At 72.9% G+C, this 24,976-nt stretch carries 25 protein-coding genes; 8 read left to right on the top strand and 17 right to left on the bottom strand.

Features of this window, described 5'->3' with window-relative positions; genetic code table 11:
- Nucleotides 1-173: 173 nt before the first annotated feature.
- Entirely contained in the window at nucleotides 174-1,283 is a 1,110-nt protein-coding gene (locus ACFV0O_RS13470) for a hypothetical protein (RefSeq protein ID WP_380340576.1), read from the bottom strand.
- Nucleotides 1,284-1,519: 236 nt separating this feature from the next.
- On the opposite strand from ACFV0O_RS13470, the gene bioB reads away from it, so the two are divergent.
- The 4 genes from bioB to ACFV0O_RS13450 all read left to right on the top strand — a co-directional run bounded on the left by bioB (nucleotide 1,520) and on the right by ACFV0O_RS13450 (nucleotide 5,391).
- Entirely contained in the window at nucleotides 1,520-2,776 is a 1,257-nt protein-coding gene (gene bioB / locus ACFV0O_RS13465) for a biotin synthase BioB (RefSeq protein WP_380340574.1), read from the top strand.
- A gap of 30 nt (nucleotides 2,777-2,806) precedes the next feature.
- Nucleotides 2,807-4,111 carry an adenosylmethionine--8-amino-7-oxononanoate transaminase gene (locus ACFV0O_RS13460; RefSeq protein ID WP_380340571.1) on the top strand — a complete coding sequence of 435 codons (1,305 nt, stop codon included), beginning with the start codon at nucleotides 2,807-2,809 and terminating at the stop codon, nucleotides 4,109-4,111.
- Nucleotides 4,108-4,866: a dethiobiotin synthase gene (gene bioD / locus ACFV0O_RS13455; RefSeq protein WP_380340569.1), complete on the top strand. Its 759-nt coding sequence runs from the start codon at nucleotides 4,108-4,110 to the stop codon at nucleotides 4,864-4,866. The genes ACFV0O_RS13460 and bioD overlap by 4 nt, the downstream gene beginning before the upstream one ends.
- A gap of 78 nt (nucleotides 4,867-4,944) precedes the next feature.
- A complete protein-coding gene (locus ACFV0O_RS13450) occupies nucleotides 4,945-5,391 on the top strand; it encodes a hypothetical protein (RefSeq protein ID WP_380340566.1) in 447 nt (148 codons plus the stop codon).
- Nucleotides 5,392-5,559: 168 nt separating this feature from the next.
- Here ACFV0O_RS13450 and ACFV0O_RS13445 read toward each other — a convergent pair whose 3' ends face one another.
- Complete coding sequence (locus tag ACFV0O_RS13445; RefSeq protein ID WP_380340563.1) at nucleotides 5,560-6,405, bottom strand: alpha/beta fold hydrolase; 846 nt, start codon at nucleotides 6,403-6,405, stop codon at nucleotides 5,560-5,562.
- A gap of 64 nt (nucleotides 6,406-6,469) precedes the next feature.
- Here ACFV0O_RS13445 and ACFV0O_RS13440 point away from each other — a divergent pair, with 64 nt between their 5' ends.
- Nucleotides 6,470-7,021 (top strand): helix-turn-helix domain-containing protein, encoded by a 552-nt coding sequence (locus tag ACFV0O_RS13440; protein ID WP_380340560.1) that lies wholly within the window; start codon nucleotides 6,470-6,472, stop codon nucleotides 7,019-7,021.
- Between the two features lie 39 nt (nucleotides 7,022-7,060).
- On the opposite strand, the gene ACFV0O_RS13435 is transcribed toward ACFV0O_RS13440, so the two are convergent.
- The 4 genes from ACFV0O_RS13435 to ACFV0O_RS13420 form a co-directional block, all read right to left on the bottom strand.
- Nucleotides 7,061-7,765 (bottom strand): DUF6193 family natural product biosynthesis protein, encoded by a 705-nt coding sequence (locus ACFV0O_RS13435; protein WP_380340557.1) that lies wholly within the window; start codon nucleotides 7,763-7,765, stop codon nucleotides 7,061-7,063.
- A gap of 93 nt (nucleotides 7,766-7,858) precedes the next feature.
- Complete coding sequence (locus tag ACFV0O_RS13430) at nucleotides 7,859-8,338, bottom strand: hypothetical protein (RefSeq protein WP_380340554.1); 480 nt, start codon at nucleotides 8,336-8,338, stop codon at nucleotides 7,859-7,861.
- Between the two features lie 225 nt (nucleotides 8,339-8,563).
- Nucleotides 8,564-8,791 carry a hypothetical protein gene (locus ACFV0O_RS13425; RefSeq protein WP_380340552.1) on the bottom strand — a complete coding sequence of 76 codons (228 nt, stop codon included), beginning with the start codon at nucleotides 8,789-8,791 and terminating at the stop codon, nucleotides 8,564-8,566.
- A gap of 8 nt (nucleotides 8,792-8,799) precedes the next feature.
- On the bottom strand, nucleotides 8,800-9,120 hold the full coding sequence (locus ACFV0O_RS13420) for a hypothetical protein (RefSeq protein WP_380340549.1): 321 nt from the start codon (nucleotides 9,118-9,120) through the stop codon (nucleotides 8,800-8,802).
- Between the two features lie 113 nt (nucleotides 9,121-9,233).
- On the opposite strand from ACFV0O_RS13420, the gene ACFV0O_RS13415 reads away from it, so the two are divergent.
- Together ACFV0O_RS13415 and ACFV0O_RS13410 are read left to right on the top strand one after the other, a co-directional pair.
- Complete coding sequence (locus ACFV0O_RS13415) at nucleotides 9,234-10,274, top strand: Scr1 family TA system antitoxin-like transcriptional regulator (protein ID WP_380340546.1); 1,041 nt, start codon at nucleotides 9,234-9,236, stop codon at nucleotides 10,272-10,274.
- A 31-nt stretch (nucleotides 10,275-10,305) separates the two neighbouring features.
- Entirely contained in the window at nucleotides 10,306-13,284 is a 2,979-nt protein-coding gene (locus tag ACFV0O_RS13410) for a BTAD domain-containing putative transcriptional regulator (RefSeq protein WP_380340544.1), read from the top strand.
- Here ACFV0O_RS13410 and ACFV0O_RS13405 read toward each other — a convergent pair.
- From ACFV0O_RS13405 to ACFV0O_RS13390, 4 genes are all read right to left on the bottom strand, one after another.
- The gene (locus ACFV0O_RS13405) at nucleotides 13,268-13,483 is read right to left on the bottom strand and encodes a hypothetical protein (protein ID WP_380340542.1); all 216 of its coding nucleotides are present in this window, start codon (nucleotides 13,481-13,483) and stop codon (nucleotides 13,268-13,270) included. The genes ACFV0O_RS13410 and ACFV0O_RS13405 overlap by 17 nt on opposite strands.
- A gap of 124 nt (nucleotides 13,484-13,607) precedes the next feature.
- Nucleotides 13,608-14,006 (bottom strand): hypothetical protein, encoded by a 399-nt coding sequence (locus ACFV0O_RS13400; protein ID WP_380340539.1) that lies wholly within the window; start codon nucleotides 14,004-14,006, stop codon nucleotides 13,608-13,610.
- A 447-nt stretch (nucleotides 14,007-14,453) separates the two neighbouring features.
- Complete coding sequence (locus ACFV0O_RS13395; protein ID WP_380340536.1) at nucleotides 14,454-15,452, bottom strand: ArsR/SmtB family transcription factor; 999 nt, start codon at nucleotides 15,450-15,452, stop codon at nucleotides 14,454-14,456.
- A gap of 266 nt (nucleotides 15,453-15,718) precedes the next feature.
- A complete protein-coding gene (locus ACFV0O_RS13390) occupies nucleotides 15,719-16,498 on the bottom strand; it encodes a helix-turn-helix domain-containing protein (RefSeq protein ID WP_380340533.1) in 780 nt (259 codons plus the stop codon).
- Nucleotides 16,499-16,584: 86 nt separating this feature from the next.
- On the opposite strand from ACFV0O_RS13390, the gene ACFV0O_RS13385 reads away from it, so the two are divergent.
- Complete coding sequence (locus ACFV0O_RS13385; protein ID WP_380340605.1) at nucleotides 16,585-18,048, top strand: aminopeptidase P family protein; 1,464 nt, start codon at nucleotides 16,585-16,587, stop codon at nucleotides 18,046-18,048.
- A 111-nt stretch (nucleotides 18,049-18,159) separates the two neighbouring features.
- Here the strand turns inward: ACFV0O_RS13385 and ACFV0O_RS13380 are convergent, their stop codons facing one another.
- From ACFV0O_RS13380 to paaK, 7 genes are all read right to left on the bottom strand, one after another.
- Complete coding sequence (locus ACFV0O_RS13380) at nucleotides 18,160-18,597, bottom strand: GNAT family N-acetyltransferase (RefSeq protein WP_380340529.1); 438 nt, start codon at nucleotides 18,595-18,597, stop codon at nucleotides 18,160-18,162.
- Between the two features lie 169 nt (nucleotides 18,598-18,766).
- Nucleotides 18,767-19,039, bottom strand: coding sequence for a hypothetical protein (locus tag ACFV0O_RS13375; protein ID WP_380340526.1), 273 nt, complete (start codon nucleotides 19,037-19,039; stop codon nucleotides 18,767-18,769).
- 81 nt (nucleotides 19,040-19,120) lie between these two features.
- Nucleotides 19,121-19,792 carry a class I SAM-dependent methyltransferase gene (locus ACFV0O_RS13370; protein WP_380340523.1) on the bottom strand — a complete coding sequence of 224 codons (672 nt, stop codon included), beginning with the start codon at nucleotides 19,790-19,792 and terminating at the stop codon, nucleotides 19,121-19,123.
- Nucleotides 19,793-19,823: 31 nt separating this feature from the next.
- Nucleotides 19,824-21,092 carry a sugar ABC transporter permease gene (locus ACFV0O_RS13365; protein WP_380340602.1) on the bottom strand — a complete coding sequence of 423 codons (1,269 nt, stop codon included), beginning with the start codon at nucleotides 21,090-21,092 and terminating at the stop codon, nucleotides 19,824-19,826.
- Between the two features lie 71 nt (nucleotides 21,093-21,163).
- On the bottom strand, nucleotides 21,164-21,943 hold the full coding sequence (locus tag ACFV0O_RS13360; RefSeq protein WP_380340520.1) for an ATP-binding cassette domain-containing protein: 780 nt from the start codon (nucleotides 21,941-21,943) through the stop codon (nucleotides 21,164-21,166).
- Between the two features lie 71 nt (nucleotides 21,944-22,014).
- Nucleotides 22,015-23,145: a sugar ABC transporter substrate-binding protein gene (locus ACFV0O_RS13355; protein ID WP_380340517.1), complete on the bottom strand. Its 1,131-nt coding sequence runs from the start codon at nucleotides 23,143-23,145 to the stop codon at nucleotides 22,015-22,017.
- A gap of 264 nt (nucleotides 23,146-23,409) precedes the next feature.
- Complete coding sequence (gene paaK / locus ACFV0O_RS13350; protein ID WP_380340514.1) at nucleotides 23,410-24,744, bottom strand: phenylacetate--CoA ligase PaaK; 1,335 nt, start codon at nucleotides 24,742-24,744, stop codon at nucleotides 23,410-23,412.
- Nucleotides 24,745-24,976 lie beyond the last annotated feature (232 nt).

The raw sequence follows: 24,976 nt of genomic DNA, 5'->3' as shown, positions 1-24,976 counted from the left end.
GTGGGGTGGGGTCCGTCGTGGGACGGGTCGGGGGGCGCCCGGGTCTCGGCAGGCACCGGGCCGTGGGGGCCCGGCCCCACGGGGCCCCTCCGGGAGTTCGTCGCCTCCGCGCGGCGGGTCCGTCACATCACCGGATCCGTCCCGTCACCGGATCCGTCCCGTCGCGGGGTGCGTCACATCCAGGCGAACGGCGCGCCCGCCGCGTACGAGATGGCGCGGGTGGCCTCGTCCAGGCTCTGCTCGGCGCTGGGTGCCGAGCCGGTCGGCGTCGGGGCAGGGGCGGTCGGCGTCGGGGCGGGGGCGGTCGGTGTCGGGACCGGCGTGCGGCCGTCGCCGGTCCGCGAGCTGGTGACCGTCACGTAATGCCCGACCACCTCGACCCGGGGGTCGCCGCCGGGCTTGCTGCCGGGGGCGAGGGCGGGGGCCGTGCTGGCGTCCGCGAGGATGAAGGCGACCGATCCGGGCTTGGCCCGCAGGGCCTCGGCGGCCCTGGCGGCGGCGGCCTGGTCGGGGAAGCGCAGCATGGTGACGCTGCTGAGCACCGGGCGGTCCTGGCCGGCGAAGCTGACGGTCAGGTAGGCCTGGCAGCCGCTGTCCTTCAGCGGGTCCTGGGCGCGGTCCTGGAGCGTCTCGGCGCAGTTCTCGCCCTGCCGGGCGCCGTTGCGCCGCGCCTTGTAGCCCGCCACCTCGACCGGCCGCTGGGCGGGGAAGAAGTTGTCGACGTTGAGGTTCTCGGTGTCGACGCGCGGCGGCGGGGTGCCCACCACCGGCGGTGTCCCGGCCGTGTCCCCGGTGGACGGTCCGAGGCCCGGTATGTAGTCGCCGGGCATCGGGCGGGTGATGATCCATCCGCCGACCACGACCACGCCGGCCACGACGATCCAGCCGGCCGCCCGGCGGCGGCTCAGCCGTCGGCCACGGCCACGGCCGGTCTCGGTCCCGGTGCTGCCGTCGTCGCCGGACTCGGCGCCGTTGCCGGACTCGGCGCCGTTGCGGGACTCGGTGCCGTTGCCGGCCTCCGGGCCGGTTCCGGTTCCGCTTCCGGCGGCAGCGCCCTCGCCGGTGCCGGCGCCCTTGGCGTCGGTGCCCTTGGCGTTGGCGCCCTTCGCGTCGGTGCCCTTGGCGTCGGCGCCCTTGGCGTCGCTGCCCTTGGCGTCGGCCCCCTTGGCGTCACTGCCCTTGCCGTCGCTGCCCTTCGCGTCGGCGCCCCCGCCGACCCGCTGCCCTGTCCGGCCTTCCCGGCCCTCTCCCGGAGTCGGGGTGTGCTCCCCCTGCGTGGTCATGGCGCAGATTCTAAGCACCGCGGGGGTGGCCTGGGTCACGGGGTCGGGGGTTGTGGATCACCGGCCGCGGGCCACGTCGACTACTCGCCAGTAACCTTCGCCCCGGGTTCACGTCAAGCTCGTGACCAGCGGCGGAGCCGTGACCTTCGACACTGTGGCAATCGGCACATCCTCACACCGATCTTCTGGCGGGTTTGCTCTGGCGCCGCTCGATCACGAGCAGGCAGGATCGCCCCATGGATCTGCTCGATACCCTCACCGCCAAGGGCCTGCGCGGCGACGTCCCGACCCGCGAGGAGGCCCTGGCCGTCCTCGCCACCACCGACGACGAGCTGCTCGACGTGGTCGCCGCGGCCGGCAAGGTGCGCCGCCGCTGGTTCGGCCGCCGGGTCAAGCTCAACTACCTGGTGAACCTCAAGAGCGGGCTCTGCCCGGAGGACTGCTCGTACTGCTCGCAGCGGCTGGGGTCCAAGGCCGAGATCCTCAAGTACACCTGGCTCAAGCCGGACCAGGCCGCCGACGCCGCGCGCGCCGGCGTGGCCGGCGGCGCCAAGCGGGTCTGTCTGGTCGCCAGCGGCCGCGGCCCGACGGACCGCGACATCGACCGGGTCACCGACACCATGGCCGCCATCAAGGACGCCGACCCCGAGGTCGAGATCTGCGTCTGCCTGGGCCTGCTCTCCGACAACCAGGCGGAGCGGCTCAAGGCGGCCGGCGCGGACGCCTACAACCACAACCTCAACACCTCCGAGGGCACCTACGGGACCATCACCAAGACCCACACCTACGCGGACCGGGTCGACACCGTGCAGAAGGCGCACGGCGCGGGCCTGTCCGCCTGCTCCGGCCTGATCGCCGGCATGGGCGAGAGCGACGAGGACCTGGTCGACGTGGTGTTCGCGCTGCGCGAGCTCGGCTCGGACTCCGTCCCGGTGAACTTCCTGATCCCGTTCGAGGGCACCCCGCTCGCCAAGGAGTGGAACCTCACCCCGCAGCGCTGCCTGCGCATCCTCGCGATGGTCCGCTTCGTCAACCCGGACACCGAGGTGCGGATCGCCGGCGGACGCGAGGTGCACCTGCGCACCATGCAGCCGCTCGGCCTGCACATCGCCAACTCCATCTTCCTCGGCGACTACCTGACCAGCGAGGGCCAGGCCGGCCAGACCGACCTCGACATGATCAAGGACGCCGGCTTCGAGGTCGAGGGCGCCGGCGAGGCCACCCTGCCGCGGCACCGCGCCGACGTCGCCGAGGCCGCCCAGGCCGGCGGCGGCTGCGGCACCGCGGCCTCGGCCTGCGGGAGCGGCGGCGGCTGCGGCCCGTGCGGCGGACACTCCCACGCTCCGGCGGAGACCGCTTCCGCCGAGCCGACCGAGGACACCACCGGATCCGGCGAGTCCGGCGAGTCCGGCGGATCCGGCGACGAACTCCGCAGCGACCTCGTCAAGGTCCGCCGCCGCGGCGCCGGCACCGAACTCGCCCCCAACGCCTGACCCTTCGGATCACTTCGGAGAGATCTCACCATGCCCCAGCTGTCCGCGGACACGCTGCTCACCCTCGACCGCGCCCACGTCTGGCACCCGTACGGGCCGATGCCCGGCACCGCCACCCCGTACGTGGTCGAGTCCGCCTCCGGCGTACGGCTGCGCCTGGCCCACGAGGTCGCGGGCGGGCAACGCGAGCTGGTCGACGGGATGTCGTCCTGGTGGGCGGCGATCCACGGCTACCGGCACCCGGTCCTGGACGGGGCCGTGCGCGAGCAGCTGGGGCGGATGAGCCACGTCATGTTCGGCGGGCTCACCCACGAGCCCGCCGTCCGGCTGGCCGCCACGCTGGTGGAGATCACCCCGGAGCCGCTGCAGCACGTCTTCCTCGCCGACTCGGGTTCGGTCGCCGTCGAGGTCGCGATGAAGATGTGCCTGCAGTACTGGCAGTCCACCGGTCGGCCGCAGAAGCGCCGGCTGCTGACCTGGCGCGGCGGCTACCACGGCGACACCTTCCACCCGATGTCGGTCTGCGACCCGGACGGCGGGATGCACCACCTGTGGGGCGGGGTGCTGCCCGGGCAGCTCTTCGCGCCGCAGCCGCCGGCCGGGTTCGACGCCCCGCTCGACGCCGAGTACGCCGCCCGGTTCGAGGAGTTGATGGCGCGTCACGCCGACGAGCTGGCCGCCGTCATCGTCGAGCCGGTGGTCCAGGGCGCGGGCGGCATGCAGTTCCACTCCCCCGCGTACCTGCGCATGCTGCGCGAACTCTGCGACCGGTACGGGGTGTTGCTGGTCTTCGACGAGATCGCCACCGGATTCGGCCGCAGCGGCGCGCTGTTCGCCGCCGACCACGCGGGCGTCGCGCCGGACGTGATGTGCCTCGGGAAGGCCCTCACCGGCGGCTACCTGACCCTGGCCGCCGCACTGTGCACCGGTGAGATCGCCGACGGGATCAGCCGCGGCGAGATGCCGGTGCTCGCGCACGGCCCGACCTTCATGGGCAACCCGCTGGCCTGCGCCGCCGCCAACGCCTCGCTGGACCTGCTGCTCGGCCAGGACTGGGCGGTGGAGGTCAAGCGCATCGAGGACGGGCTGCGCGGCGGCCTCGCGGCGGCCGCGGACGTCCCCGGCGTGCACGACGTACGGGTCCGGGGCGCCATCGGCGTCGTGCAGCTCGACCACCCGGTGGACGTCCGGGCGGCGACCGAGGCGGCCGCACGGGAGGGCGTCTGGCTGCGCCCCTTCCGGGACCTGATCTACACGATGCCCCCCTATGTGACGGAGGACGAGGACGTGGCACGGATCGCTGCCGCCGTGACCGCCGCGGCGGTGGCGGGATGACCGGCACCACCACCGAGGGGACGGGCGCGCGCATCCTCTTCGTGACGGGCACGAACACGGACGTCGGCAAGACCGTCGCCACCGCCGCCGTCGCCTCGGCCGCGCTGCACAGCGGCCGCAAGGTCGCCGTGCTCAAGCCCGGACAGACCGGTGTCGCCCCGGGCGAGCCCGGCGATGCGGCCGAAGTGGAGCGCCTGGCAGGCGAACTGACGATCCGTGAACTGGTGCGCTACCCGGAGCCGCTGGCCCCCGACACCGCCGCCCGGCGGGCCGGGATGCCGTACCTCTCCCCCGCCGAGGTGGTGGCCGAGGTCGCCGAACTCGCGGCCACGCACGACCTGGTGCTCGTCGAGGGTGCGGGCGGCCTGCTCGTCCGCTACGACGACGAGGGCCGCACCCTCGCCGACCAGGCCCGGGCCGTCCTCGATGCCGGGCTCCCCGCCGAGGTGCTGCTGATCGCCTCCGCCGGACTCGGCACGCTCAACATCGTCTCGCTCACGGCGGAGGCCCTGGCAGCGCGCGAACTCCCGCTCGCGGGCGTCCTCGTCGGCTCCTGGCCCACGGCCCCCGGCCTCGCCGAACGCTGCAACCTCGCCGACCTGCCCCGCTCCGCCGGCGCCCCGCTGCTCGGCGCCCTGCCGGAACGCGCGGGCATGGCCGAGGACTTCGCCGCCCTCGCCCTGGACTCACTGGCACCCGGGCTGGGCGGCCACTGGGACGCGGAGCACTTCGCGCGGGCCCACCGGGCCGAATAGGCCCGGCTTCGCTCGAAGGTGTGATCTCTGCGCCCGAACCATGGGTGCGGCGGGTACGGGCTCAATACGGTTCCTCCCATGACAGACGGGCTGACCATGGACGAGGCCCTGCGGGCCTTGGCCGCCCTGGAGGCGGCGTGGAAGGACGACGACGAGGCGCTGGCCGCCCTGGCGGCGGGCAGCGCCGACGAACCGCCGCTGCCGGCGCTGGTCGCCGCATACGGCGAACACGCGATGGACACACTGATGGCGCTGGCCTTCGGCCTGCGCTCCACCATGAGCGACGAGGAACTCGCCGAGATCTCCGACGCCGTCAGCTCCAACATCGGTGCGCGGATGAGCGCCCTGCTCACCCAGACCCTCAAGGCCTGGGGCACCCTCGCCGCCCCGGACGACTTCGCCGTCACCAAGATCATCGCCCACACCGTGATCGACGCGATGAGGGCCGTCACCGAGGACCCCAACAAGACCGAAGTGCTGCCCCTCCTCGCCACCTTCCGCAGCTACGCCCTCAGCGACGTCTGAGCACCGGATGACTCGGTGCGGGCTTCGAGCCTCCTCGGAGCCCGCACCTTCACATCGGGCCTTTCGCCACGGCGGAGGCCGTCGGCCCGTCCGAATCCCTCACGGGCTGGACGGCCGGCGCCCGCCGAGCGCGGCGCATTCAGGCTCTCCGGGCGTTCGTCCGGCCGGTCAGCCGGTCCGGTCGAGGAGGCTCCGGACCCGGTCGGCGACGATCCCCGGCCGCTCGGCCTGGATGAGGTGGCCGGAGTCCACGGTCTCGAACCGGCCGTCGGGCAGGGACTCGGCCCAGCGCCGCCGGTGCTCGGTCAGGGCGGCGTGGTGCCGGGCCCGGCCCTTCTGCGGCCGGGCGGCCGAGAGCAGGACGGTGGGGCACGTCGGCGGGGCGGGCGGCTCGGCGCGGAAGCGCGGGATGGCCTCGGCCACGGCTGCGATCTCCTTCCGTGTCTGCGCGATGCCCGCCGGGACGAAGTCCTCGGCGAGCATGGCCGCGTAGGTGTCCGCCGGGTAGAGACGCCGGAGGTCACTGCTGGCCAGGCGGGCCGGCAGGCGGTACCGGAAGAGTGCCTGCGTCACCGCCAGCGACCGGTCGACCTTCACCGCGGTCCGGTCGAAGGTGTCGTAGACGGGCGCGCTCTCGGCTGCCGGGTCAAGCAGGAGCAGCCCCCGCAACCGCCGGCCCAGCCCCTCCACGGCGCGGCGGGCGACCAGCCCGCCCATGCTGTGCGCGACGAGCACGAAGCCGCCGGGGACGACCGCCTCGACCAGCGCGACGAGGTCCGCGGCCAGGTCGTCGATGCTCTGCCGGGCAGCCGTTCGGCCGCTGCGCCCGAAGCCCGCGCGGTCGTAGGCGACCAGTCGTGTCCGGTCCGCCAGCAGGGCGACCACCGGGTCCCAGCAGGTGCGCCCCATTCCCCCTCCCGCCTCGAAGACCACCCGGTCCGTTCCACTGCCGGACTCCTCCACATGGACGGTCCGGCCGTTCACCTGCACCGCCCGCCCCGCTGCCTGACGCATGCCCCCTCCAAGGCTCGCCGTTTCCACTTTCGATAATAGTATCGAGTATGGAATTGTGAAGCCCATGGACACCACCGACGTTCTTCTCCACCCGGTGCGCCTGCGCGTGGTGCACGCGCTCGCCGGCGGCCGCGAACTGACCACCGCACAGTTGTGCGAGCGCATGCCCGACGTGGCGAAGGTGACCATGTACCGGCACGTCGCCCTGCTCGCCGAGGCGGGCTTCCTGGAGGTGGCCGGCGAGCAACGGGTGCGCGGCACCGTCGAGCGGCACTACCGGCTGCGCCAGGACCGTCCGGTCGTGGATGCCGACGCCGCCGCCGCCATGACGCCGGACGACCACCGCCGGGGCTTCGCCGCCGCCATGGCCGTGCTCATCGCGGAGTTCAACGCCTACCTCGACCGCGACGGCGCCGACCCGGTGACCGACGCGGTCTCCTACCGCCAGGGCACGCTCTGGCTCAGCCCGGACGAACTCGCCGAGATGACGGCTCAGTTGCGCGCAGTGTTGGGCCCCCGACTGGCCAACCGGCCGGCACCGGGCCGCGCACCCTACCTGCTCAGCCCCATCCACTTCCCGGTCGGTCCGCAGTCCCCCGACGAGGCCCGGCCATGAGGTGACGCCATCGCCCCTGCTCCGCGCCCTCGGGCCGCCTCAGCGTGCCGGCCCGAGCCCCTCCGGGAGGGCGGCCACCACGAGGGCGACGGCTTCCTCCGGCGTCTCGGTGCGCGCGACCAACTCGCTGTGGTGCCACACCCCGTACAGCCCCTCGTCGTCCGGGCGAACGGTGTACCCGGTACTCACGCGCCGTTCGACACTGGTGGAGAACCAGAGGTCGAAGTGGCTGTTGACCGGCATCAGCCGACGGAGCGCCGGCTGGGCGTACGCAGCCGCCAGTAGCGCGTGGGCGCGCGGGTGCCGGTTGTACGGCGGCGTGTGGACACGGTCGAGCTTGAGGCACCAGGCCAACTCGACGGCACCGAGCGGCTCCCGCTCGTGGACCAGGGCCCACGGACCGAACCGGATGAACGAGGCTCGCGCCCGGGTCCCTTCGAGTCCCGCGCCGCCCGTCCACGCGGCCGTCGCCCTGGCCACCTTGGCCGGGTCCGAGGTCCGCCCCCAGGCCAGGCGGGTGCCGTGGTCCTTGAGGTCCACCTGGAAGGTCCGCCGCCCCCTGTCGGGCGGGTGCACCACCGCGCGCCGCGCGCCGTCCGCGCCGACGTACTCCGCGAGATGACGCCACGTGCTGTCCGTCGCGGGCAGGGCGAGCCCGAGTTCCTCGGCCGTGCGCCCCAGTACGGCCCGCAGGGCCTCGCCCTCGTCCCAGCCACGCTCGCCAAGCCCCGCCCCCGAGTTCATGAGCCCAGTGTGCCCCGGCCCGCCCGTTCGCACGCGGCCGGGGCCCGTGGAGAGGACTCCGGCCGACGAACCCCGACGTTCCGGTCGGGATCGTTACCTGCGCGGCGCCGTCGCGGCGACCGGCCCGCGGCCCCAGAACGCCCGGTAGAGCAGCATTCCCGCCACACCGATGACGCCGACCGGCAGCATCAGCACCCACGGGAGCAGCACGGACCCCCACCCCACCTGCGCCGGGAACGCCACCGTGGACGGCCGGTGCGGGTTGATCAGCACGGTCCGCACCGCGCCCGTCTCGAGCCCGGCGGGCACGCTGCTCAGGTCGCGGTCGGGCGTGACCTCCCGGCCGTCGGCCAACGCGAGCACGATCCTGCCCGGCCGTTCCCCCTTCGGGCCCCGGTACTCCGCCGTCACCACCGTGGCCTGTACGCGGCCGGCATCGGCGTAGCGGTAGTGGTAGCGCGCCTGCGCCCCCATCGCCGCCAGGCTCAGCAGGATGAAGCCGCCGAACACGACGAGCCCGATGACCAGCGCCGTTCTGTTGTACAGCGGTATTCCGAGCGCTTTCCGCGCCATGATCCCCCCAGTTGCTCGGGGCCAGAGCATAGACCCCCGTTCGACCCCTCGTCCGGGGGTGGGACTACATCCACCCGACGGCGAAGGCGAATCCGCCCGTCGAGGCGGCGAGGAAGACGAGGACGAACACCAGGCCGCGCGCCGGTGCGGGTTCACCCTCGGGAATCAGGAGGAGCGCGGCACCGGCGATCGCGAGGGAGCCGACGGTGATGAGGCCGGCGGCGACTACGGCCGCTTACCTCTGCGGAGGACGACGACCAGCCGCTCGATGACGTCCGGCCGGGCGGCCCCGAGGTCGATCAGGATGACGCCGGTCGATGTGGCCGAGCGCCAGTCGATGCCGAGGGAGGGGAGTTCGACGGCGGCGGCGCTCAGGACGGCCTGGAGGTCGTCGAGAATGTCGGCCGCGGCGCGACGGTCCTCGGCCGTGGTCTTGTCGATCATGCTGCTCATAGGGCATCTCACAGTTCGGAGTCGGTGATCCAACGCGCTTCGGTCTCCCACTCGACGCCGCCGCCGACGGGGCGGAGGAAGGCGAGGCCCTGCTGCCAGCCCATGAAGGCGGCCCAGCGGCCGGAGCGGACGTCGAAGACCCGCTCGCCGACGGACGAGGGGCGGTAGGGCTCGGACGGCGGCGCCACCCGTCGTACGGGCGGCGCCGCCGGGGCGACGGAGTTGGAGGGCGTGCGGGCCTCGGGGACGGAATCGCCGCACTGCGCGCAGAGGCAGGGCGGGAAGTTTCGCCGCAGGATCAGGCTTTCACCGGATTGATTGTTCGTCATATCCACTGACCAGTTCCTCTCTGTTGCCAACTCCTCACCAAGAGTGGCCAGCCGTGGCTAGCATCGGAAGAGCTTTCCTTTGACAGCACATGTTGTGGAATCGAGTGATCACCATGACCGAGCAGGTACTTGACCCCACCTCCTCCCCGAACGGGGTCATCGGCGTCCAGCTGCGCCGGTTCCGCAAGGCGAGGGGGCTCACGCAGGTCGAACTCGGCGAGCTGATCAACTACAGCGACTCTCTGATCTCCCTGATCGAGACCGGAGCCCGTCCCGCTCCCCTGAACCTCCTCCGGCGGGCTGACAGGGTGCTCGACACCTGTGGAGCGCTTGAACTCCTGTACTGGAGCACGAAGAGCAGCACTCTGATCGGCGGATTCTTCGCCTACATCGAGCACGAAACCAAGGCAACCGCCTTTAAAATCTACGAACTGAACGTCATTCCCGGGCTCCTGCAGACGCGGGCCTATGCCTCGGCGCTCATCAATGCCGCGGCCCAAAGAGGCGAGATCCCCGAGGAAAAGGCCGTCGAACGCCTGAATGTCCGCATGGCGAGGCAGTCCGTGCTGTACCGCGAACCGGCACCCGCCATCCACATCGTCATGGACGAGAGCTGTCTGCGGCCCGTTGGCGGCCCCTCCGTCATGGCCGAACAGCTTGGCCGACTTGAGCGAGTGGCTGCCCTTCCACACGTCATGCTGCAGATCGCGCCGTTCAGCCTCGGCGAACACGTCCCGACAACAATGCAGTTCACGCTGCTGACCAGTCCTGACGAGAAGTGGATGGCCTATCTCGAAACCATCCAACGGGGCTACCTTGAGCGCGACGACGCAGAGCAGATCGGTTCCCTCGCAAGGACTTACGATTGGCTCCAGGCCCAAGCCCTCTCATGTGCGGACTCGATGTCTCTCATCCGCACCCGTCTCAAGGAGCTCCACGCCATGTTCCCCATCACGACGGTCAAGCCCACCTCCTGGTTGAAGTCCTCTTACAGCAACGGTGGGGGCCAGTGCATCGAGGTCGCCCCCGGCATCCCCGGGGTCCTGCCGGTCCGCGACAGCAAGGACCCCGACGGCCCCCAGCTCGCCTTCGGCCCGGAGGCCTGGCGATCGTTCATCGTCGGCGTCAAGGCCGGCGAGTTCGGCACCAGCTGATCCGTCCCGACTGCCCATCAGGGGGAATGCCTTGCCGTTAGCCAGTGATCCGAATCAGCTCAGCTTCGCGTTGCTCGGCGCGCTGCGGGTGCAGCGCGCCGATTCTGCCGTCGAGTTGGGGGCGCCTCGGCAGCGGTCCGTCCTGGTCGCCCTCCTCCTGCGGCCGGACTCCGTCGTCACGGTCGACGAACTGGTCGACGACCTGTGGGGCGACCAGCCGCCCGGCTCGCCCCTCATCACCCTCCGGTCCTACATCTCCCAGCTGCGGAAGCTGTTGGAGCCCGCACGCGACACCCCGACCGTCCTGCTGTCCCAGGCAGGTGGCTACCGGCTGGCGATCGATCCGGACCTCGTCGACCTGGGCCGGGTCAGGCGCCTCCACGATCTGGCCGGACGGTGCTCGGCCGCGCACCCCGAGCGCGCCCGGGACCACTTGAGGGACGCGTTGTCGCTGTGGCACGGCGAACCGTTGCTCGACCTCCCGGGCCCGTTCCTGCGGCGCGAGCGGGAGCGGCTGTCGGAGTTGCGTCTGACGCTCCTGGAGGAGCGCCTCGCCCTGGACGTCGTTCTCGGCGGACCGGCCGACCACCTCCCCGAGTTGGAGTCCCTCGCCGCCGGTCATCCGTTCCGCGAGCGTCTGCAGGGCCTGCTCATCCGCGCGTTGCACCGCCAGGGCCGTGCGCCGGAGGCGCGCGCGGTCTACGACGCGCTGCACGCCCGGCTCGTGGAGCACCTGGGGATCGAGCCCAGCCCTGAACTCGCCGCCCTGCGTGACGGCCTTGACCCGGACCAACTCCCCCCTGCGTTGCCGCACTTCACCGGCCGACAGGAGCACGTCGTCCGCATCGACCGGGCTCTGACCGCGCGGACCGGCCCCGCCCTGCGTCTGGTGTCCGTCACCGGTATGGCGGGGGTCGGGAAGACGGCCCTCGCCGTGCGTGCGGCCCATGCCCTGCGCCCGGAGTTCCCGGACGGCCGGTTGTACGCGGATCTGCGGGGCGCCGACCTGGTGCCCGCCAGTGCGTCCGACATCCTGGCGGACTTCCTGACCGCGCTGGGTGTCCGGCCGTCGGCCGTGCCGAAGGACCTGGCGGGCAGGTCCGCGCTCTTCCGGTCGGCCAGCGCCGGAAGGCGTCTGCTGATCGTCCTGGACAACGCGCGGGACGACGCCCAGGTCCAGCCGCTGCTGCCCGGTTGCCCGGACTGCGCGGTGATCGTCACCAGTCGTACGGTGCTCTACGGCGTGCCGTCGGTCCTGCACGTCGCGCTGGACGTGTTCAGCGAGGACGAGGCGATCGGCCTGCTGGACGCGGTCATCGGTGCCTCCCGAAGGTCTGCTCAGAGCGAGCAGGCCGGGCTGTTGGTCGAGGCCTGCGGCCGGCTGCCGCTGGCCGTGCGGATCGCGGCGGCGCAGCTCGCCGCGACCCCTGGCCGGCCGATCGCCGACCTCGTCCGGCGTCTGGCCGACGACCGTGAGGGGATCGGCGCACTCCGTACCCGGGACGTCGCCGTCGAGCAGGTCTTCGAGCTGGGTCACCGACGGCTCTCCCCGCCGCTGGCAACGGCCTTCCGCATGCTGTCCTGGATCGAGCCGGACATCGGCCTGGCGTCGGCAGCCGCGGTCCTGGGTCTGCCGGAGGACCGGGCGGAGCAGCTCGCCGAGTCACTGGTGGACCAGGCGCTGCTGGAGTCCCTGGGTGCGGGACGCTACCGCTTCCACGACCTGGTGCGTGCCTTCGCCCGCCGGACGTCGCGGCGGCACGACCGGGAGGAACGGGCGGCCGCGCACCGGCGGCTGCTGGCCCTGCTGCTCGGCTGCGCCCGGACGGCCTTCGCGCTCGCCGTTCCCGGTGACCCGGTGGCCGACGTGTTCGGCGCGCCGGCTCCCGACCGGGCCGACCACGCCGACCCCGCCGATCGGGCCGCCCTCGCCGGCCGGGCCGACGCCGCCGACCGCCCGGTCTTCGCGGATCCGGCGGGCGCCCGCCGGTGGGCGCGGGCCGAGACGCCGGGAGCCGTGGCGCTCGCCGCCGCCGTCGCCACCGACGGCCCCACGGCCGCAACAGCCGCAACAGCCGCAACAGCCGCAACAGCCGAACTACGGTCCGCCGTCGACCTGTTGATCGCCCTCAGTCCGCTCGGCCTCGGCGCCTTCGGCGGCCGGGCGGAGGAGGCGGCCCGGCTCCTGATCGCCGCGGCGGTCTCCTCCGGCGACCGTTTCACGGAGGGCCGTTCCCGTTTCCTCCTGGGCACGATCCTGCTCTCCCGTGCCAGGCTCGACGAGGCCGACGCGCAGGCCCGGCTGGCCGCACGGGCCTGCGGGGAGGCCGGGGACCCGCCGGTGCTCCGGCAGGCCCTCAACGACCTGGGGCTGATCGCGCAGGCCGAGGGCCGGCACGAGGAGGCGATCGCCGCCTTCGACGAGGCGGCGGCGCTGGCCCGGCGGCTCGGCCACCGCTCGGGTGAGGTCGCCAGCACCGCGAACGCGGCACTGTCCCGGATCCGCAGCGGTCACGCGGCCGGGGCGGTGGAGACCTGCCTCCGTCTCCTCGCCGAACCCGGCGGGACCGCCGACGCCGCGATGACCGCCTACGTGCACTACGTCCTCGGCCTCGCCCACCAGGTGCTGGGCCGGCTCGACGACGCCGCCGCCCGGATGCGGTCCTGCATCGGCTGCGCGAACGCCGCCGGGGATCTCGACCGCGAGTCGGCCGCCCGCAGCCGCCTCGCCGACATCCTGCGCCTGCTGGGCCGGGTCGACGAGGCCGTCCGGGAGGCGGAGCAGGCACTGGGCCTGGCGACGAAAGGTGGGCGACAGCGCGAACGCGCTCTCGCCCACCTGGTGTTGGCCAACACCCTGACCGCTCGCGGCGATCACCGCACCGCGCGGGACCACGAAGCGCAGGCACGCTTCCTGCTCGGCCGGCTGAGCGCTCCGGAGTCCGCCGACGCGACGCCGCTGCTGACGGCGCTGGCCACGGCCGACGGTGCGGTCACGGGTGCGGAGTGACGATGAGGCCGGTCCCGTTCCACGCGACCTTGTTCGCCAGGCACTGCACGTCCGCCGAGCCGCCGCAGGCCCCGGCCGGCGGTGCGGTCGGCGAGCCGTGCCGCGCGGGCCCTCCCGCGGCCGCGACGACCACACCCAGCACTGACGCCACGACCACCGCACCGGCGACGACCGCGCGGACAACTACCGTTCGAAACACTTCTGACGCTCCTTGCTCAGGTGGGACAAAGCGTCCGCACCTTCGCAGGAGCCGGTAGACAGCCGGTCAACGCGGCCGGCCGCCGCCGCTGCCCGCCCCGGCCGTCCCGGCCGTCCCGGCCGCCTCAGCGGCCTTCGCGGACCAGGAACGAGCCGGAGTCCCAGCGGAGGCCGGCCGGCCCGCCGGTGGGCCAGTCGTGGCTGAGCCGACGGCGGTCGCGGCCGAGGGCGCCCAGGTCATGGGGGCGCAGGGTGCCGGCGACCAGGCCGGTGGCCTCGGCGGCGGTGAGCGGCATGACCGTCATGGACCGGGAGTCGTCACCGCCCATCCAGTCGACGAACTCGGTGAAGATCCAGACGAACCGCTGCGAGCAGTCCCGGCAGCGCCGCACGTCGACGGAGAAGTGCGAGCCGTCCACGACCTCGGCCTCGTGCTCGAACCTCTCCCGCTGGCCCCGCCACACCGCCTGCGCGTCCTCGCCGTAGCACTGCGCGCAGCCGAACTCCACCATCGGCCTTCTCATCGGTCGACTCCCCGTTCCGCTGTTCCGCCCGTTCCGCGACTGTTCGACGTCCCCGTCGCGGCCCATGATGCCCGCACCGGCGGCGGACGGCAGCGGTACGCCGATCATCGCCCGGAACTCGTCCCGGCCGTCCGGGGGCCGTCGGCATCCCGCCGCACCACCCGGCGGAAGCCGTCCGGCACCGTGGAGAAACCGGCGCCCACGGCCCCTACGCAGGGCAGACGTGCCCTCGGGCCGGTCGTGCGGCCCCGGGCGGCGCCCCTGTGGCGAGCCCGCCCCCGGACCCGGTGGGGCCGCCGGGGCCGGTGGGACGGGAACCCCCGGGGAGGAACAATTCACGGCCCGTTTCCACACCGTTCGCACCCCTGGGACCGACCGCCGGCCGCGCGGTTGACGCCCCGGTCCCGGTCCGGTCCGGTCCCGGTCCGGGCGCAGACCGGTCGACGGTCAGGCCGGGACCGGGGGCCGCGGGTTGTCGAGCAGCAGGTCGTGGCCGACCTCGGTGAGGGTGTGGCGGACCTGCTTGCCCTGGCGCTGGGTGACGATCAGGCCGGCCCCGCGCAGCGCGGTGGCGTGGGCGGAGGCGGAGGGCGGGGTGACGCCGAGCTGGTGGGCCAGTTCGGTGGTGGAACAGGGGCTGCCCGCGATGGCGCGCAGGACCCGGGCCCGGGCGGGGCCGAGGACGGCGGCGAGGCCGTCGGCGGCCGTGGGCCGGGGCTGCGGCTCGGCCGGCGGGGCGCCGACCGGGTGCATCAGCAGGCTCTGGCGGTCCTGGCCGACCAGCAGGCCGATGCCGTGCTGGAGGAAGTAGTTGGGACGCAGTTCCAGGCCCCGGCCGCCCAGGTCGAAGGTGCCCTCCTGGTCGGCGAGGGTGCACTCCAGCACCCCCTCGTCCCGCCAGACCGCGTTCGGGTGCAGCGAGTCGAGCATCGTGCCGAGCCCGGAGCGGGCGGCGGTACGGGACCGGGCGGCGATGTCGGCCTCCAGGGCGCGGCGGATCTCGGGCCAGTCCGGGGCGAGGCAGGAGCGGAACAGGGCCCAGGCGCCGTCGCTGACCTCGCGCAGGCCGCGGCTGCCGTCGTCGAGCAACCGGGCGAGGGCGTCGGGGAGTCCGGCCGCGCCGCCGAACGCCGCGAGGTCCTCCTCGACGGCGTGCTGCGGTACGGCGAGGACCGCGTCGAGTTCGTCGGTCAGCTGCCGGCGGACGGCGTCGAGGTCGGCCGCCATGAAGCTGGGGACGCCGAGCGCACTGGCGTTGACGAGGTCGAGGAAGCGTCCGGCCCGGTACGGCACGTTCCGACGGACTCCGCGCCACCAGCGTTCGCTGCGCAGCCCGACGCACTGGTGCACGCCCAGCCGGGCCGCGCCGGCCATCAGGTGGTCGAGCGGTGAGACGACGAACCGGGTCCTCGCGAGGTCCGCGACCCCGAACCTCAGTGTGATCACGAACCCTCCCCCGGCTCCCCGCAGCCGCCGTGACCTGGCGCTCTCTTGACCTTTAGGCCCTGAGGCTAATGCATGGCCACCCGGCCGCGGCAGTTGGCATGCTCTCCCGGGTCGGCACGGCGGAGCCCCGTTCCGGCCCCCACCACGAGGGGAGTGGGGGCCGGGGCGCCATCCCCGCGTGTCGGCGGGGGGCGCCACCCCGAACGTTCGGCAAACCGAACGTCGCCCCTCGGCTGCCCTCGACCTCCCTCGCCCGCCCGTGCCCGTCAGTGCTCGGGGCGGAGCGCCGGCCCCAGCGCCGGGCGGGGCACCGCCGACAGGGCGCGTCCGTCCGCCGGGCTCACCGCGTCGGCCGGGTCCACCGCGTCCACCGGGCCGGCCAGGTGCAGCCGCTGCTCCGCGCGGTACTGCAGCAGGAGCACCGAGCGGACCGGCTCACCGCCCACGGCGGTGTAGGAGTGCGGCAACGAGGCGTCGAAGCCGACGTAGTCCCCGGGGCCGAGTTCCAGTTCCCGGCGGCCCGCCCGGACCCGCAGCCGGCCGGCCTGGACGATGGTGTGTTCGGTGCCGATGTGACCGGCGGAGATCTGGGTGCCGTCGGTGCGCACCTGCTGGTCGTAGACCTCGAACACCACGTCCCCGGACTCGATCCGGCGCAGCGGGCGCAGGTCGACGCCCCGGCCGCTCAGCACCTCCGCGTCGGCCGCCCGCACCACCGTGACCTCCTCGGCGGGCTGCGCCTCCACCAGGTCGGAGATCGGCACGCCCAGCACCCGGGACAGCCCGAGCACGGTCTCCAGGGTCGGGTTGCCGGCCCCCGACTCCAGCTGGGAGAGCGTGGCCTTGCCGATCCCGGCCCGCCGGGACAGCTCGGACAGCGACAGCCCGCGTTGCGCCCGCGCCCGCTTGAGGTTGGCCGCCAGGACGCTGCGGACGCTCGCCTCACCACGAACGGACTCGTCACCACGAACGGAGTCGTCACCGCGAACGGACTCCTCACCGCGCCCGGGGTCCGCGCCCCGGACGGATTCCTCGGCGTCGTTCACGCTGGACCTCTTCTCTCCCGGCACCTGTTCGATATACCGTACGGGACGCATGCCGACGGACGGGGCAGCGTAGCGAAGCGCGTCGCATCCACCACCCTCACCAGGAGACCGTAGTGACCGAGCCCGCCGACACCATCAAGTACCGGAAGAACGGCCTCACCCGCGGCGTCACGGACGAACTCGCGGCGAACATGAAGCGGGGCTGGGCCGACACCGAGCGCATCGCCCTGGAGCCGGTCCCGCAGGCCGCGCACACCGCCCGCCGACGCGCCGAACTGTCCGCCGCGTTCCCCGGCGAGCTGCTGGTGGTCCCGTCCGGCAACCCCAAGGTGCGGGCCAACGACACCGACTACCCGTTCCGCCCGTCCTCCGACTACGCCTACCTGACGGGCGACCAGTCCCAGGACGCCGTGCTGGTGCTGCGGCCGACCGGGGCGAGCGGCCACGACGCCGTCCTCTACCTGCGCGACCGCTCCGAGGTCGACAACGGCGAGTTCTGGCTGGACACCCACGGCGAGCTGTGGGACGGCCGCCGCAACAGCCTCGCCGAGAGCGAGCAGCTGCTCGGCCTGCCCTGCCGGGACGTCCGCGGCGTGCACGCCGACCTGCGCGCGGCCGACGGCCCGGCGCGGGTGCTGCGCCGCCACGACGCGGGCGTGGAGGCGGCCCTCGACGGCCGGGCGGTCGCCGAGCGGGACGAGGAGTTCGAGGTCTTCCTGTCCGGACTGCGCCTGGTGAAGGACGAGTTCGAGGTCGCCGAGCTGCGCTTCGCCTGCGCGGCGACCGCCCGGGGATTCGAGGACGTGGTGCGCGTCCTCGGCACCGACACCGACACGGCGGAGCGGCTGATCGAGGGCACCTTCTTCGTCCGCGCCAGGGTCGAGGGCAACGACGTCGGGTACGGCACGATCGCCGCGGCCGGCCCGCACGCCACCACCATGCACTGGGTGCGCAACGACGGCCACGCCAGGCCGGGCGACCTCCTGCTGCTCGACGCGGGCGTGGAGACCAACCACCTCTACACCGCCGACATCACCCGCACCCTGCCGGTCAGCGGCCGCTTCACCGACCTGCAACGCAAGGTCTACGACGCCGTGTTCGCGGCGCAGGAGGCCGGCATCGCCGCGGTGCGGCCGGGCGCGGACTTCCGCGACTTCCACCGCGCCGCCCAGCGCGAACTCGCCGAACACCTCACCTCCTGGGGCCTGTTCGGCGACCTGACCGCCGACAAGGTGTACGAGCTGGGCCTGCACCGCCGCTTCACCCTGGCCGGCACCGGCCACATGCTGGGCATCGACGTCCACGACTGCGCCCACTCCCTCACCGAGATCCACGTGGACGGCCCGCTGAAGCCGGGCATGGTGCTCACCGTCGAGCCGGGCATCTACTTCCAGCAGAACGACCTGACGGTCCCGGAGGAGTACCGCGGCATCGGCGTGCGGATCGAGGACGACATCCTGGTCACCGAGGACGGCAACGAGAACCTTTCCGCTGCCCTCCCCCGCCGCTCGGACGAGGTCGAGGCCTGGCTGGCCGGCCTGCGCGGCTGACGGCGGCGCCGGGCGGCCGTCCGACCGGCGGCGGCCGCCCGGGCCGGGACCGGGACCGGGACCGGCGGCAGAAGCGCCGACGGGCGGGAGGCGGCAGCGGCCGGGTGCGGGTCAGCTCTCCAGCGGCTTGACCCACCGGCTCCACTGCGGCTCGGGCGCGTACCCGGCGGCCTGCCAGGTGCGGTGGCCGAGCGCGTTGTCGTCCAGCACCATGGCGTCGGCGCGGCGCCCGCCGAGCGCGGCGAAGCGCTCCTCCGCGGCGGCCAGCAGGGCGGCACCGATGCCGCGGCGGCGGTGCTCGGGGTCGACGGCGAGGCGGTAGAGGTGGCAGCGCCAGCCGTCCCAGCCGGCGATCACGGTGCCGAGGAGGGTCCGCGGGTCGTCGGCCGGGGTGGCGACGATCAGGCACGCGGGGTCGCGGGCGAGCAGCGCGGCCACGCCCGCCTCGTCGTCCGTGATGCTGGCGCCCTTGGCGGCCCGGGCCCAGAGGGCGAGAAGGGCGGGGCTCTCGTCGGGGGTGGCGGGGCGCAGGGCGATCTGTTCGGTCATGCGGGCCTGTCTAGCAGCGGGCCCGCTGCCGCCACCGGGAATTCCACTCCCCGGACGGCCCGCACCCGGACGGCCCGCACCGCGAACGGCGGCGCCGCCCGCCCCGGCCCGTCAGGCGGGCGGAGCGGGCGGCGGCGGCGGCGAAAGCGCAGCGGGAACGCGGCGACCGTCAGAAGTGACGGCCGGCCTCCCGCTCGGACTTCTCGATCTGGTCGATCCGGCGCTGCAGCTGGTCGGCCTGGGCGCGGGCCTTGCGCGCCACGTCCCGCTCGCCCTCGTGGTCCAGACGGTTGGCCTTCTGACGGAGGTCCTGGACCTGCTGGCGCATCTTGTTGAGGTCAACGGTGATCGAGGCGGCCGCCGCGGGCTGGGCGGTGGCGACCTGGGCGACCGTCGCCAGGGCGCCCCCGGCCAGGGCTGCGGTCAGGACGCGCCCGGGCACCGCACCCGCACCGAAACCCCACCGCTGCGGCGCGGGTCGAACGCGCCGACAGGTCGGACGCCCCGGCGGATCGAACGCCCGTCAGCCGAGCCGCCACACCGTGGTGGTCTTGACGGCTGTGTCCTCCAGGTCGGCGACCACCGGCACCTGGTAGGCCGCGACCGCCATGAACCGCTCCCGCGGCAGGTAGGCACGGCCCGGGTCGCCGACGATGACGATCGCGCCGCGGGCCGCCGCCCGTTCCAGGAACGGCAGGAAGCGGGCGGCCATGGCCCGCTCGTAGAAGACGTCGCCCGCGAGCACCACCTCGGCCGGGGCGCCGTCCCCGTCCACCAGGTCCACCAAGGCGCCCTCCACCCGCACCCCGTTGGCCTCGGCGTTGAGGCCGATCGCGGCCACCGCGTAGGCGTCGATCTCGGCGGCACGCACCGAGGCCGCGCCGCGCAGCGCGGCGGCGACCCCGACCAGTCCGGATCCGGCGGCGACGTCCAGCACCGTGCGGCCCGCCACCAGGTCGGGGTGGTCCAGCACGTAGCGGCTGACGGCCACCCCGCCCGCCCAGGCGAAGGCCCAGAACGGCGGCGGAAGTCCGGCCCGCCCGCGCGCCCGCTCGGTGGTCTCCCAGAGGGCGATGGCGTCCTCGGCCATGTGCAGGCTGATCTCGGACACGAAGGGGACGGGCTTCAGCTCGGTCTCACGCCGGATGAAGGCGAGGTCCTCGGCCGGCTGAAGAGTGCGCAGCTCACTCGGCATGTCCCGCAGCATAGGGCCAGACGGGGTGGGCTCAGGCGCGACCGGCCGCCTTCTGGGTGCGGCGGGCCAGGGAGTCGACCACGACGGCGGCCAGCAGCACCGCACCGGTGATCATGAACTGGATGGCGTTGCTCAGGCCCTGGATGTTCATCCCGGACTGGATCGAGCCGATCACCAGCGCACCGAGCAGCGCCGACCAGGTCTTGCCGCGCCCGCCGAAGAGGCTGGTGCCGCCGATGACGGCCGCCGCGATGGCGTTCATCAGCAGGTTGCCGCCGCCGGAGGTCTGGCTGGCGGACTGGATCTGCGCGGCCAGGAAGAGGCCGCCGACCGCCGCCATGGTGGAGCAGATGGTGAAGACGGTGATCCGGATCCAGGCCACGTTGATGCCCGCACGCCGGGCGCCCTCGATGTTGCCGCCGAGCGCGAAGACCTGCCGGCCGTAGGTGGTGCGGCGCAGCACGAAGTCCAGCACCACGATGAAGATCAGGAAGATCAGCAGCGCGAGCGGCAGCCCCTTGTACTGGTTGAGCGTGTAGGCGGCGAGGAACGCCACGATGGCCAGCAGGACGGTCCGCAGCACGATGTCGGTCATCGGCCGGGACGGGACGCCCGCGGCCTGCCGCCGGCGGGTGTCGAGCAACTGGGAGAAGACGAACAGCAGGACGCCGACGAGCGCCGCCCCGTACGCCGCGGCCTGCTGGCCGTAGATGGTGCTGTAGAGCCGGGAGACGATGTCCGTGCCGGGGAGGTTGACGGTGCCGGTGCTGCCGAGGATCTGCAGCATCAGACCGTTCCAGCCGAGGTTACCGGCGAGGGTGACCACGAAGGCCGGGACGCCGACCTTGGCGAAGAAGACGCCCTGGATGCAGCCGACCACCGCGCCGCCGACGAGGGCGGTGATCAGCGCGAGGTACTGGTTGACGCCGTCCGAGACGCTCAGGACGGCGTAGATCGCGGCGCACAGACCGCTGACGGAGCCGACCGAGAGGTCGATCTCGCCGAGCAGCAGCACGAAGACCACGCCGATCGCGATCATGCCGGTGCCGACGATCTGCTGGGACAGGTTGGAGAGGTTCTGGGCGGACAGGAAGCTGCTGTTCAGGCTGCCGAACACGGCCCAGATCACGATCAGCGCCAGCACGACCGGCAGCGAGCCGAGTTCACCGCTGCGCAGGCGCCGCCGGAACTCCCCGACGTAGCCCTTGACGCCCTGCTGGCGCACGATCAGCCGCGGGTCGACCACGGGGGTCGCCCCGGGGGCGACCGGCTCGGGGGCGTTGACGCCGCCGGTGGGCATGCTGTCCTCGGGCAGCGGGGTGTGGCGGTGTTCGGGCTCGCCGCCCGGGGTGCCCCCGGGATAGTTCTCGCTCACTCGGAACCCTCCTGGCCACGGGCCTTGCGACGGGTCACGGCGTTGTCCGTGGCGCCGGTGATGGCCGAGATGATCTCTTCCTGGTTGGTGTAGTGCTTGTCGAAGACGCCGTTGTTGCGGCCGAGACGCAGCACCGCGACGGTGTCCGCGACGGCCATCACGTCCGCCATGTTGTGGCTGATCAGGATCACGCCGTGGTCCTGCTCACGCAGCCGCTCGACCAGGTCGAGCACCTGGGCGGTCTGCTCGACGCCGAGGGCGGCGGTGGGTTCGTCCAGCATCACGACCTTGGGCGAGCCGATCAGCGCGCGGGCGATCGCCACCACCTGGCGCTGACCGCCGGAGAGCGAGGCGACCGGGATCCGCACGCTGGGGATGCGGATGGAGAGGGTGTCCAGCAGCGTCCGGGAGCGCTTCTCCATCGCGACCTCGTCGAGGATGGTGAAGCGCCGGATCTCGCGGCCGAGGAAGAGGTTCCCGACCACGTCGAGGTTGTCGCAGAGCGCGAGGTCCTGGTAGACCGTCGCGATGCCCAACTGCTGGGCGTCCTGCGGCCGGTGGATGGACACCGGCTTCCCCTGCCACTCGATGACGCCCTCGTCGGGCTGGTGCACGCCGGCGATCGCCTTGACCAGGGTGGACTTGCCGGCGCCGTTGTCGCCGACCAGGGCCACCACCTCGCCGGCGTGCACCTCCAGTTCGATGTCGGTGAGCGCCTGGACGGCGCCGAACCGTTTGGAGACCCCGCGCAGGGCCAGTACGGTCTCACCTGCCACAGTGACCAACTCCCTTGCCCCGCCTCCGTCGTGGAGGCGGGGCCTGTTCGGGTTTCGAGGGGGGACGGCGGCTACTGGAGGCCGGCGGCCTGGCAGGCGGCGGCGTAGTCCGGCGTGCAGATCTGGGCGACGGTGTAGAGGCCGTCCTGGACCACGGTGGTCTTGATGTTGTCCTTGTTGACGACGATCGGGGTGATCAGGTTGGCCAGCGTCTTGTTGTTGCTGCCGTTGGTCGCCGTCGTGGGCACCAGGCTGGGCGCCGGGGTCTGACCGGCGGCCAGGGCGACGGCCATCTCGGCGGCCGCGTCGGCCTCCGGCTTGAACGGCTTGTAGATCGTCATGGTCTGGGTGCCGGCCACGATCCGCTGGATGGCGTCGAGCTGGGCGTCCTGACCGGTGAGCGGGGTGTTGATCCCGGCCGCCTTCTGCGCGGTGGCGATACCGGCGGCCATGCCGTCGTTGGCGGAGTAGATGCCGACCACGTTGGCCGGGCCGATCGCGGTGATGCCCGCCGCGGCCTCCTGGTTCGCCAGGTTCGGGTCCCACTGCGGGGTGTCGTACTCCTTGCCGATCTTCAGCTTGCCGTCGATGGCGCTGTGCGCGCCGGCCTTGAAGTCGGCCGCGTTGGGGTCGGTGGGCGACCCGTTGATCATGATGATCTGGCCCGCGTTGGCCTTGTTGCCGACCGCCGCGACCAGCGCCTGGCCCTGCAACTGGCCGACCTTCTGGTTGTCGAAGGAGACGTAGGTGTCGACCGGGCCCTGGGCCAGGCGGTCGTAGGCGATCACCTTGACGCCCGCGTCGTGGGCCTTCTGCACCGAGGACTGGATCGACTTGGAGTCGACCGGGTCGAGGATCAGCACCTTGTCGCCCTTGGTGAGGGCGGTGTCGACCTGGGTCTGCTGGGTCGTCGCGTCCTGGTTGGCGTTGTAGTAGTCGATCTGCGCGTCCGGCGCCAGCTCCTTGATCTTCTGCTCGATCAGCGGGCGGTCGAACTGCTCGTAGCGGGTGGTCTTGGTCTCCGGCAGCAGCAGACCGATCCGGACGGCCCCCACGGAGGCGCTGCCGCTCCCGGCGGCCGCACTGCCCGACGAGCCGCCAGAGCCAGAGGAGGACTGCTTGGCGCTGCCGCAGGACGCCACGCCCAGGCCGACGGAAACCACTGCGGCGACCGCGAGGACGCGGCGAAACCCGATGCTCATGAAGGTGCCTCTCCGGTTGGGTCCACCCCCTTCTCCTCTCCGAGTCTGGGAAGCATGTGCCGCGCCCACGATTCCGGTGGGCCGAAAGGGGTAGCAGGAGTGGCGGCTGGACGCACCCCCGGCCGAACGTCTACATTTCTGTAGACGTCGGAGGCGCGCGGCATCACCCCCCGGACAGCCGCGCGCCTCCGACCTCCTCAGGGCGGCCCGGCCCACGTCCTCGACCCGGGCCCGGGCTCGACTCCGGTCTCGACCCCCGGAGGTTCAGCCCCGCTGGTCCATCACCCGCTTGATCTTCCCGACCGAGCGCTCCAGCGTGTACGGGTCGACCACCTCGACCGCGACCGTGACACCGACCCCGTCCTTCACCGCGCGGACGATCGCCTCCCGAGCCGCGTCCCGCTGCTCGGCCGGCGCATCCGGCCGGGCCTCGACCCGGACGGTCATCCGGTCCAGCCGCCCCTCCCGGGTGAGCCGCAGCTGGAAGTGCGGTGCGACACCCGGGGTGCGCAGCAGGATCTCCTCGATCTGGGTCGGGAAGACGTTCACCCCGCGCAGGATGATCATGTCGTCGCTGCGCCCGGTGACCTTCTCCATCCGCCGGAAGGCCGGGCGCGCGGTGCCCGGCAGCAGCCGGCTGAGGTCGCGGGTGCGGTAGCGGACGATCGGCAGCGCCTCCTTGGTGAGCGAGGTGAAGACCAGCTCACCGCCCTCGCCCTCGGGCAGCACCTCGTCGGTGAACGGGTCGACGACCTCCGGGTAGAAGTGGTCCTCCCAGATGTGCAGTCCGTCCTTGGTCTCCACGCACTCCTGCGCGATGCCCGGGCCGAGAACCTCGGAGAGGCCGTAGATGTCCACGGCGTGCAGGTCGAGCCGCTCCTCGATCTCGCGCCGCATCTCCTCCGTCCACGGCTCGGCACCGAAGATGCCCACCTTGAGCGAGGTGCTGCGGGGGTCGATGCCCTGCTTCTCGAACTCGTCGAGCAGGGTGAGCAGGTAGGACGGGGTGACCATGATGATCTCGGGCTCGAAGTCACGGATCAGCTGCACCTGTCGGGCCGTCATGCCCCCGGAGGCCGGGATGACGGTGCAGCCGGCCCGCTCGGCACCGTAGTGCGCGCCGAGGCCGCCGGTGAACAGCCCGTAGCCGTAGGCGATGTGGACCTTGTGGCCGGCCCGGCCGCCGGCCGCGCGGATCGAGCGGGCGACCACGTCGGCCCACATGGAGAGGTCGTTCTCGGTGTAGCCGACCACGGTCGGCAGGCCGGTGGTGCCACTGGAGGCGTGGATCCGGCGGACCCGGTCCATCGGGACGGCGAACATGCCGAAGGGGTAGCCCTCGCGCAGGTCGGCCTTGGTGGTGAAGGGGAAGCGGGCGAGGTCCGCCAGGCTGCGGCAGTCCTCGGGGTGGACGCCGGCCGCGTCGAACTTGCGGCGGTAGAGCTCGACGTTGTCGTAGGCGTGCCGCAGGGTGGCCCGCAACCGGGTGAGCTGGTGGGCGCGCAGCTCCTCCGGGCCCATCCGCTCACCGGCGTCCAGGAGTCCGGGCGGGATCGGCTCCCCGAGGTGTCGGCGCGGGACGGGTGCGGTGCCGGTCATCGTCGCTCCTTCGCTGGTCGGCCGATCCGGAGCGGCCTACCGATCGTTCGGTCAGGCATACTCGGGCCCAGTAATCCAGCCTCCGGACCGACTGTCAAGGGATCGCGCCGGAGTTCCGGAACGCGGAACTCCGGACTTCCGAATCCAAGGCCCGGACTCCCGGAATGCGAAGTTCCGACGGATTCGCTCCGGCTTCACCCCGACCCTTGGCTGGCCGATATGAAAATCATTA

This window comes from Kitasatospora sp. NPDC059577, from assembly GCF_042735475.1.
GTDB lineage: Bacteria > Actinomycetota > Actinomycetes > Streptomycetales > Streptomycetaceae > Kitasatospora.
This window is presented reverse-complemented; position numbering and strand designations above follow the sequence as displayed.

Coding starts and splice junctions, on each gene's coding strand:
- ACFV0O_RS13470 (WP_380340576.1), bottom strand. CDS start 1,283: ATGACCACGCAGGGGGAGCACACCCCGACTCCGGGAGAGGGCCGGGAA.
- bioB (WP_380340574.1), top strand. CDS start 1,520: ATGGATCTGCTCGATACCCTCACCGCCAAGGGCCTGCGCGGCGACGTC.
- ACFV0O_RS13460 (WP_380340571.1), top strand. CDS start 2,807: ATGCCCCAGCTGTCCGCGGACACGCTGCTCACCCTCGACCGCGCCCAC.
- bioD (WP_380340569.1), top strand. CDS start 4,108: ATGACCGGCACCACCACCGAGGGGACGGGCGCGCGCATCCTCTTCGTG.
- ACFV0O_RS13450 (WP_380340566.1), top strand. CDS start 4,945: ATGACAGACGGGCTGACCATGGACGAGGCCCTGCGGGCCTTGGCCGCC.
- ACFV0O_RS13445 (WP_380340563.1), bottom strand. CDS start 6,405: ATGCGTCAGGCAGCGGGGCGGGCGGTGCAGGTGAACGGCCGGACCGTC.
- ACFV0O_RS13440 (WP_380340560.1), top strand. CDS start 6,470: ATGGACACCACCGACGTTCTTCTCCACCCGGTGCGCCTGCGCGTGGTG.
- ACFV0O_RS13435 (WP_380340557.1), bottom strand. CDS start 7,765: ATGAACTCGGGGGCGGGGCTTGGCGAGCGTGGCTGGGACGAGGGCGAG.
- ACFV0O_RS13430 (WP_380340554.1), bottom strand. CDS start 8,338: ATGGCGCGGAAAGCGCTCGGAATACCGCTGTACAACAGAACGGCGCTG.
- ACFV0O_RS13425 (WP_380340552.1), bottom strand. CDS start 8,791: ATGAGCAGCATGATCGACAAGACCACGGCCGAGGACCGTCGCGCCGCG.
- ACFV0O_RS13420 (WP_380340549.1), bottom strand. CDS start 9,120: ATGACGAACAATCAATCCGGTGAAAGCCTGATCCTGCGGCGAAACTTC.
- ACFV0O_RS13415 (WP_380340546.1), top strand. CDS start 9,234: ATGACCGAGCAGGTACTTGACCCCACCTCCTCCCCGAACGGGGTCATC.
- ACFV0O_RS13400 (WP_380340539.1), bottom strand. CDS start 14,006: ATGAGAAGGCCGATGGTGGAGTTCGGCTGCGCGCAGTGCTACGGCGAG.
- ACFV0O_RS13380 (WP_380340529.1), bottom strand. CDS start 18,597: ATGACCGAACAGATCGCCCTGCGCCCCGCCACCCCCGACGAGAGCCCC.
- ACFV0O_RS13370 (WP_380340523.1), bottom strand. CDS start 19,792: ATGCCGAGTGAGCTGCGCACTCTTCAGCCGGCCGAGGACCTCGCCTTC.
- ACFV0O_RS13365 (WP_380340602.1), bottom strand. CDS start 21,092: ATGCCCACCGGCGGCGTCAACGCCCCCGAGCCGGTCGCCCCCGGGGCG.
- ACFV0O_RS13355 (WP_380340517.1), bottom strand. CDS start 23,145: ATGAGCATCGGGTTTCGCCGCGTCCTCGCGGTCGCCGCAGTGGTTTCC.
- paaK (WP_380340514.1), bottom strand. CDS start 24,744: ATGACCGGCACCGCACCCGTCCCGCGCCGACACCTCGGGGAGCCGATC.